This window comes from Serratia sp. DD3, assembly GCF_000496755.2.
This window is the reverse complement of record NZ_AYKS02000036.1, coordinates 1-8,139: the sequence shown is the minus strand read 5'-3', so window position 1 is coordinate 8,139 and position 8,139 is coordinate 1. Positions and strand designations below refer to the sequence as shown.

Below are 8,139 nucleotides of genomic sequence, written 5' to 3'. Positions count from 1 at the left end.
CGCAGAAGGGATCCGGGCGCTGGTCAGTCTGTTGGCCCCGCATACCCGGGCCATCATTACCGAACCGGACCCGGTCAAAGTCGCGATAGAAAACCGCAGCGGCCTGGGCAGTGGCAATCGGGTTCAACTGTCACAACGGGCCACGCTGGGCAAAACCGGCAAAGAGGCCTGTAGCCGGGTTCTGGTGACGTTGGTCACTGAAGATCCGCAAGAAGCGGAAGGCTGGTTGCCGGGGGGGCAGATCCACACCGACTTGCTGGTGCTGATGCGGGTTTATCTCGGGTATCGCAGTGATGCGCGATTAAAGCTCACCGTTCCGGTGTCTCTGTTACCGGAACCCCGGCTGGGTAACCGCAGGCGTATCCAGTTGGGGCGCACCGGGTTGCTGGGCCTGAAAGCGGGCAAGCTCAACACGCGCCAGGCAACAGAAACCCTGACGGTCAACCTGGGGTGTTATGAGGGGCTGCAATGTACCCCATTACTGCCAGCGGAGGACGGCCACTATCGTTTCGAGTGATATGCCTGTCGTTAACGAATCCTAATTCCTGCTGGAGCAGGGTATTTAACTTATCAATAAAGGAACACCCCAATGGCAACAATCATCCGCTGGCGGGTACTGCCACTTCTCGTTTGCGGCCTGCTGGCAGGCTGTGGTTTGACCCAGTCCATCAAAGACGGGACCGTTGACCTGACCAAGTCCGTTTTCTATAAAAAAATCAAGGTGCTGCATCTGGATTTTTCACCACGTGCTGCAGCTAATGCCGACGGTGAACAGACGCCACTGGCTACCATGGTCAGGGTATATCAACTGAAAGACCGACAAAATATCGACGCGGCGGATTACCAAACCCTGCTGCGCAAGGCGGACTCGGTGCTGAAAGACGATACGCTGGCGTCAACCTCTCTGCTGGTGATGCCCAAAGGCAGCATGACACTGAACATGCCGATGGACGAAGCGGCCCAGTATGTGGCCATTGTCGGTTTGTTTAACCGTCCAGACCTGAAAGAGAATCGCTGGCGACTGGTGCTGAGCCGTGAAGATCTTGACCCGGATAAACCGCGTACCATTGAGCTGGGTGATGGCTGGCTCAATCTGGTGCCAATCAAGGAGTAAGCTGATGGATAACTGGCTGCAACTTTTCGACGGGCAAAACCGCTATGTGCTGGATATCCACGATGCCAGTGTCATGCCGGATGTGCTGCGTTTTCGTGGGCGTGAAGCGTTAAGCGAACCGTTCTATTGGGATATCGAGTTCACTACGCCCCAGGCCAATATTGCCCCTGATGTATTGTTGATGAAATACGCCAGCCTGCGCATGCGCAGTGGCAAAACGGTGCATGGCATCATCACTGACTTTGCCTGGCTTTCCACCTCCGTGGACCAGTCTCACTACCGTATTACCCTCAGTTCCCGTTTGGCCTTGCTGGCTCAGACTCGCCAGTGTGCGGTTTTCCTTAACCAATCGGTGGTGGAGGTGGTGGAGCAGGTGCTGCGCTCCCACGGGTTCGAAGGGGCGGATTTTGAATTTCGCCTCGAGCAGTCCTATCCCCCGCGTGAGGTGATTACCCAATGGCGGGAAACGGATTTACAGTTTATCCAGCGTATTCTGTCTGAGGTGGGGATTTACTGGCGCACTGAAATGGACAGTACCCGGGAACTGGATGTGGTGATATTTGCCGACAGTCAATTGGGTTACCAGTTTCATGTGCATCTGCCTTACCGTGAACCGGCGGGGTTGTATGATGGCGCCGAGGAGTCGGTGTGGGATGTCCGCACCTGGCACCAGGTGGTGACCGGCAGTGTGACCACCAACGACTACAACTACCGCACCGCCAGCACCCCGATGGATGCGACGGTGAGTGTCCGTAACGACACCGTGACCACCGGTGAGCATTACCGTTATACACAGCCGTATCGGCAAGCGGGGGATGACAGTAACCCCACGCCAGAAACCGAAAGTGGCGCCTTTTATGCCCGCATTCACCATGAGCGGGCGCTAAATAAATCGGCGCGTATTCACCTGTTCAGCAACGCCCCACAATTGGCCCCGGGGCAGGTACTGGAGCCACAAGGGGCGGTGATTAATGCATTGAAAGAGGGGATGCTCATCACCCTGGCGACCTATCGCGCCTCGCGGGATTCACGCCTGCATGTCTCCCTGTGGGGGATGCCCTACACCGAGCGTTATTGCTACCGCCCGGCAGACATCCCGCGCCCACAAATTCACGGCACCCTGCCTGCCCGGGTTGAAAGCCGGGAAAAGGACGATACCTATGCCTGGCTGGATGAACAGGGCCGTTATCGAGTGCGGTTGGATTTTGACCGCACCGGGAGCGAACAGGGCTATGCCTACCTGTGGCTTCGGCTGGCGAAGCCCTATGCAGGGGAGACCTATGGCTGGCATACGCCGCTGATTGCCGGCACCGAGGTGGCGATAGCCTACCATCAGGGGGATATCGATTTACCCTATATCGCCCATGCCCTGCATGACAGCAAACATCTGGACCACGTAACCCGCGATAACCATACCCGCAATGTGCTGAGAACCCCTTCGGGCAACAAATTAAGGTTAGAGGACCAGCGAGGGCAGGAGCATGTCAAATTAGCCACGGAATTCGGCAAAACCCAGCTCAATAGCGGCCATCTGGTGGATGCACAGAACCAGGCACGTGGCCGGGGTTTTGAACTGCGTACCGACGAATACGGTGTTATCCGTGTGGCCAAGGGGCTGTTTATCAGCGCCGATGGGCAAGCCAAAGCCCAGGGCGAGGTGCTGGATATGGCCACTGCCCTGAAAGAAATCGAGGTGTGTCGGCAACAGTTACAGCAACTGCAACTGGCGGCCGAGCAGGCTCAAACCTTGAAAGCGGATATCGACAGCCAGGTAGCGATGTTTGAGCAGCGGTTAAAGCCGCTGAATGAAATCCTGCATTTTTCCGCCCCACAGGGTGTCGCGGTGACCAGTGGTGAACACCTGCAATTAACCGCCAGTAAAAACGTTGCTTTCAATGCGGGTGGTGATAGCAGCATCGGGGTGATGGGCAATATGACCGCACTGGCGGGGGAAAAGCTGGGGCTGTTTGCCCGCACCGGGCAACTGAGCCTGAAAGCCAGTGAGGGCCCCATCGAGATGCAGGCGCAAAACGGCCAAATGCACCTGTTTGCCGAGAAGAAACTGAGCATCAGCTCGGCTGATGACATCTCGTTTGCCGGCAAAAAACGTATCACCCTGATTGGCGGCGGCAGTTATGTGAAAATCGAGCCGGGTAAAATCGAATACGGCACCACCGGGCAGTACCTGCGCAAGATAAAACGCATGGCGACAACGGGTAAGGCGACAATGCCAGTTGAATCACTAAAACAGATGAAGATGATTACTCAGTATTTTGATCGGAAGATTCGCTTTTCGTCAAACGTTAATTATCGAATTGAAGATATGGATAGAAAAGAACTCCTATCGGGAACTGGGGATAATGCCTATGTTGATAAAAGTGATAATGAATCCGAATATTGGATTTTTATTAGTTAAGTGAGTTATTAATGAAAGAGATAAATATAAATATTGATGGTGAGTCACATTTGATTATCACCAAAGATGGAAAGACCGCATTAGGTGTTAAAGGGAATACGACGCCTGAGGCAGACAGCAAAGAACAGAAGGTTGAAGTTCCTAATATATTAATCGTTACGCGTAAAAACGCTGATGTTTTATTTGTGTTAAAGGGAGGGGAGGGTGATTTATTCAAAATAGTAACTGCTCAGGAGCTTTATGATAAATTTAAATATCAGTGGTTTGAACCTTTGGCTGATGACTATAGGGTTCTAATTTATGTAAACAAAGCCGAAGATGTAAAGGATGCATACAAACATTTCACGTGGGATGATATAGTTAACTTTTCATTGGTTGATAGACCTTCAATTTCTTATTACAATAAATTAGAAGGTGACTGGAAACACAATCAAAATGGTGGGGCTGATTATCTTCTGACGATGATTGATGGAATTCCTTATTGGACTGATGCTATTGGGCAAATACCATTTGCTTTTGATACATATCGAGAGCACAAAAATATACCTGCAACCGTGGAAACAGGAATTACATGGGGAACAGGGAAAGGTAGTGATGTTATACTAGGGAATAAAGATGAGTCTAATACATATGATAACTTTTTTGTCTTACGAGGTGCCATTTTTGCAAGTAAAAAATTCTCTTATAGTATAGAGCAGACAGGAAAAACATATCCTCCTGTTATCGTTAGAGAAATGGCTCACTCTATTGATTCAAAAGAACTTGGGAAAGTCATATCAACATTGGAGTATGAAAGGTATGCTATCTGGAAAAAGTAATTCAGCAAAGATTTTTTTAATTAAAATAATAGCATCAATATTATGCTGTGTTGTTTTGATATTTATTCATGATTTAGGGCATTATATCTACACTAATAGTTTTACCCCTAGAAGTAAGGGGGTTGGTCTAGGCTTTGTGTCATTTTACCTAATATTTGTTATTTCCCCATCACTTTTTGTTATTCCATTTGTTTCTTTTAGAATGAGTGTGGTTATTTCTATTCTAGTTTTAGTCTATCCTTTTTTACAATGGTTCTCCACCAATCCACTGAGGGTAATTCTAATAGTTTTATCTGGTTTTTTAGCATATTTAGTTGCTTTTTTAATGAGAGGGCTAATTGATGTGTGCTTTAAAAAATAATGGAATTCTCGGCTATTAAAAAAAGATAGTTTAAAAATAATGCAGCATGGAAAAATAGCGCTTTAGTTATTTTAATTATTATGGCCAATAAGGATATATATCGAATGTATTAATTTTGATAATTCTGACCCCAAAAAATATATACTGCTAGATTGAAATTTCAAATTCAAGACCATTTTGGCTTGGATGTTGATGACGTGAATGGGAAGTATTTTGAAAATTCACCGTGGCTTTGTTCATGGCTTATCCTTCAACGTTATAAAAATTATGCTTATAAATCCTTCATTAATGAGGCTGTTTTCTTTAAGGATATAAAGGGGTGATGTGAAATATTAAAAAATGTTTTCTTTAATTTTTTTCCTTAGTGTTATTTACTTTATTTATGTCTTTTTTTTAAGACATGGAGAGGTGGTTAAAATATACCAGAGTACAGAATGTAGTAAAAATTGGGAGAGAACGTGCTTCAGGCAGTTGTATTTGTATTAATGAGCAAGAACGGGAAGCCATGACCGGTATTGGTGGTTGGTTGATTGTTATTATTATGCACCTAGTCACTTCTTTGTTTTATTATATTTATAGTATTTCAAGTAATTCACTACGGTTTAATGGTTTTTCTAGCATAAAAAAAAGCCCTTTCAGCCCGTTATTGGGGTTGACGGAAAATATTTATAAGCTTTTTTTATCAATAAACATCGTAGTGGAATTTATTTTAATTGTAATCATTGTGTTATGTTTGGTCTCATTGTTTTTCCGGAAGAGAAGCTTTAAGAAATACTATCGTTTATTTGTTTTTTTATCATTAACTCAACCATTATTAATAATGGCTTTTATGTTTTGGTATGCTTACCATATTTCCATGACATCTGTTTTTTTGATTTTATTTTCTTACCCCATCGCTATGGTATATATCTGCCTGCCTTATTTGGAAAGATCAAAAAGAGTACGACTAACATTTGTTAATTAAATGAAAAAACTCGAGTTATTTGCGATGTGCAGAGAAAAAGTGAGAACATAATGGGATTCTTTACCCGGCTGGAAAAAGTAGATGCTGCCATTACCCGCGGCTATGCCCGTTGGGGGAAATGGATGTGGGGCGGCATATCACTGGCGATTGTTGGCTGGTGTGGTTGGTTATTCTGGGCCGCTATTTGGGGGCCACCTACTGGGGGCGTGACGCTGATTATTCACAGTGAGATAGACCGCCCCATTCTGGGGTTTAGTGTGAATGGGGTCGCTGGGGCTAATGCATTCGCTTATGGCGGTGGTAAGGCAGCCTGTTGCGGCAATATCAGTGGCAAGACGGCTGAGGTTATCTGGACATTAAGTACCACAAGAGCCCAGTATGATGCAGGACTTCGTAAGGAAACGCGGCGTGTTACCCTGCCATTACCGGAAAGGAAGTGGGGAGAAAATGATTTGCATGTGCATTTTCGACCAGGGGATAAAGTTCTGTTGGGGTGGAGTGATAATGCTTGGTCTCCTTATGAAAAAAGGCCCAACACCCAAGATAATATAGCTGAAAAGGAGCATAATTAATGGATATTGAAAGCCTGATCGCTTCAGCCAACCGCGCCCAACAAGCAGAAGATGCTGGCTTGGGTAATTGCTCGCGGACTTGGCATGTGGGGTTCTTTCTTGATGATATCCACCGAAATAATCAAAGCTCGCGTTTACGCTCCGCTTGAACAGGAATAAATATGCCGCATCACACTCCCTCGTTGTATGAAACCCTCTACGGAAACTTTGCCGGAGGGCTGGATTTGCACCAAATCAGTGAAGAGAACCAGCTGATTATGTCGGTGCTGGACAATATGCAGCGCATTCTCAATTGTCGCGCCGGGACCTTGTCACACTTGCCGGACTACGGTCTGCCGGATATGAGCAAAATCCTGCAGGGGATGCCCGGTACTGCTCACCAGTTAATCACTACCCTGTCTGACGTGTTGCTGAAATATGAGCCACGTCTGAAGCGGATTGATGTGCTGATGCTGGAACAGAGCACCCCCGGTGAGCTGCGCTACGCCATTGATGCCGAGCTGAAAGGCATCGGCCTGGTGCGTTATGGCACCGAATTTACCCCTCAGGGGAAAGTGCTGCTGCGCCACCTGCGGCAACAACAACTGATGGATAGCCGGTCACTTTATTGATTAATGTTCTTTTGGAACAGAGGGAGACTGGCACGTGAATACACGCAAACAACTTAAAAACGGCGGTGACCCGCGAGCACTGGCGGATTATGCCGTGCTGCGGGATGAGATGAGCTCGGGGTTTGGCAGCACCTGCATTCGCCCACGGCAGTGGAGCAACAACTGGTGGCATCAATAACGCCGTTGCCGGAACTCCAGCAATTGACCGACAGCCTGAATGCGCTGGATGAACGCAAGGGCAAATACATGACGGGCAGCGAACTGAAAACCATGGTGTTTGCCATTACCCAAGAATTTGGCAAAACGGTACCGATGGAAGAGCAACAGCGCCAACTGGCGGCGGCCTCAGCAGATAACCGCTTATCGGCCAATGCGCAGCCACAGGCAGAGCTGCGCCTTGTACAACGGCTTAAACGCTATATTCTGATAACTCAAAGACCAGCCGATTCAGCGCAGTAAGGTCGAAAACCAAGGAGTAGGGTGAGGATGATGGAACAACCCGCTAAGACCAGAAGGAACAGCGTACTCTGGACGCCGGATGAAATTGAATTTCTTAAGGCATCTCATGCCAAGTTACTTCCCACCCAGATAGCGGTCAGGCTGGGGCGTACGCTTGGCGCGTTGAGGACGATGGCGCATCGGTTAGGGCTTGAGCTTCAAAAACCCGATCCCAAGACCGCGGTGAGTATAGAATCGCCCCCGAGAAATGGCCGCTCACGCTGGACGATAACCGAGTTAAATTATGTCGAAGCCCACTACGGCAAAACATCGACCCGGGAGATGGCGGCGACGTTGGGCCGGGGGATCAGTGCGGTGAGGTCGGCGGCCCAGTCATTGGGGCTTTGCAAAAAACAATCGGGTGCGTGGTCGGAGCAGGAGCTCGATATCCTGCGCAAATACTATGGCGATGGTAGAAGCCTTGATGATATGCAAACCTTATTGGCGGGTCGGGGGAAAAGCGCCATAGAGGCCATGGCAAGCCAGATAGGGGTAACCCGGGTACGCAGTTGGCATGCCGATGAAGAACGCATTTTACGCGAATTTTACCCCACGTTAGGTACCAAGGTGGCCAAAAAACTCCCCCTCAGAAGTCGTGAGGCGGTTAAAATCAGGGCCAGTGAGTTAGGGCTGAAATACCATAAAGTAAAACCCCGAGAAGCACCGCCCCTGCGTTGGAGCGACGCCGAATGGCGTTTGTTGGATAAACATTTGGCCTGGCCTTACGACGAACTAAGGGCGTTGTTTCCTGGGCGCACCAAATTGGCGTTGGAAAAAGCCAAAGA

At 48.3% G+C, this 8,139-nt stretch carries 13 protein-coding genes; all 13 read left to right on the top strand.

What is annotated here, in order from left to right; genetic code table 11:
- A partial coding sequence (locus tag IO95_RS06175) for a type VI secretion system baseplate subunit TssG (protein WP_037384342.1) occupies positions 1-517 on the top strand: 517 nt, incomplete at its 5' end.
- Positions 518-589: 72 nt separating this feature from the next.
- Entirely contained in the window at positions 590-1,114 is a 525-nt protein-coding gene (gene tssJ, locus IO95_RS06170) for a type VI secretion system lipoprotein TssJ (RefSeq protein ID WP_023492736.1), read from the top strand.
- Between the two features lie 4 nt (positions 1,115-1,118).
- On the top strand, positions 1,119-3,530 hold the full coding sequence (locus IO95_RS06165) for a type VI secretion system Vgr family protein (protein WP_023492735.1): 2,412 nt from the start codon (positions 1,119-1,121) through the stop codon (positions 3,528-3,530).
- Between the two features lie 11 nt (positions 3,531-3,541).
- The gene (locus IO95_RS06160) at positions 3,542-4,348 is read left to right on the top strand and encodes a hypothetical protein (protein ID WP_037384339.1); all 807 of its coding nucleotides are present in this window, start codon (positions 3,542-3,544) and stop codon (positions 4,346-4,348) included.
- A complete protein-coding gene (locus IO95_RS25075) occupies positions 4,329-4,709 on the top strand; it encodes a hypothetical protein (RefSeq protein WP_023492937.1) in 381 nt (126 codons plus the stop codon). The genes IO95_RS06160 and IO95_RS25075 overlap by 20 nt, the downstream gene beginning before the upstream one ends.
- A 152-nt stretch (positions 4,710-4,861) precedes the next feature.
- Positions 4,862-5,032, top strand: coding sequence for a DUF3289 family protein (locus tag IO95_RS23920; protein WP_369794334.1), 171 nt, complete (start codon positions 4,862-4,864; stop codon positions 5,030-5,032).
- A 77-nt stretch (positions 5,033-5,109) separates the two neighbouring features.
- Positions 5,110-5,673, top strand: a complete 564-nt coding sequence (locus IO95_RS26420; RefSeq protein ID WP_081878524.1) for a DUF2569 family protein — start codon at positions 5,110-5,112, stop codon at positions 5,671-5,673.
- 50 nt (positions 5,674-5,723) lie between these two features.
- On the top strand, positions 5,724-6,245 hold the full coding sequence (locus IO95_RS06150; RefSeq protein ID WP_023492734.1) for a DUF3304 domain-containing protein: 522 nt from the start codon (positions 5,724-5,726) through the stop codon (positions 6,243-6,245).
- Positions 6,245-6,394, top strand: a complete 150-nt coding sequence (locus IO95_RS25790; protein WP_023492733.1) for a hypothetical protein — start codon at positions 6,245-6,247, stop codon at positions 6,392-6,394. Before IO95_RS06150 ends, IO95_RS25790 begins: the two co-directional genes overlap by 1 nt.
- A 12-nt stretch (positions 6,395-6,406) precedes the next feature.
- Positions 6,407-6,856 (top strand): type VI secretion system baseplate subunit TssE, encoded by a 450-nt coding sequence (gene tssE, locus IO95_RS06145; protein ID WP_023492732.1) that lies wholly within the window; start codon positions 6,407-6,409, stop codon positions 6,854-6,856.
- 34 nt (positions 6,857-6,890) lie between these two features.
- Positions 6,891-7,034 (top strand): hypothetical protein, encoded by a 144-nt coding sequence (locus tag IO95_RS25525; RefSeq protein ID WP_160165610.1) that lies wholly within the window; start codon positions 6,891-6,893, stop codon positions 7,032-7,034.
- A complete protein-coding gene (locus IO95_RS06140; RefSeq protein ID WP_023492731.1) occupies positions 7,022-7,315 on the top strand; it encodes a VasL domain-containing protein in 294 nt (97 codons plus the stop codon). Before IO95_RS25525 ends, IO95_RS06140 begins: the two co-directional genes overlap by 13 nt.
- 27 nt (positions 7,316-7,342) lie before the next feature.
- A partial coding sequence (locus IO95_RS06135; RefSeq protein WP_072011651.1) for a hypothetical protein occupies positions 7,343-8,139 on the top strand: 797 nt, incomplete at its 3' end.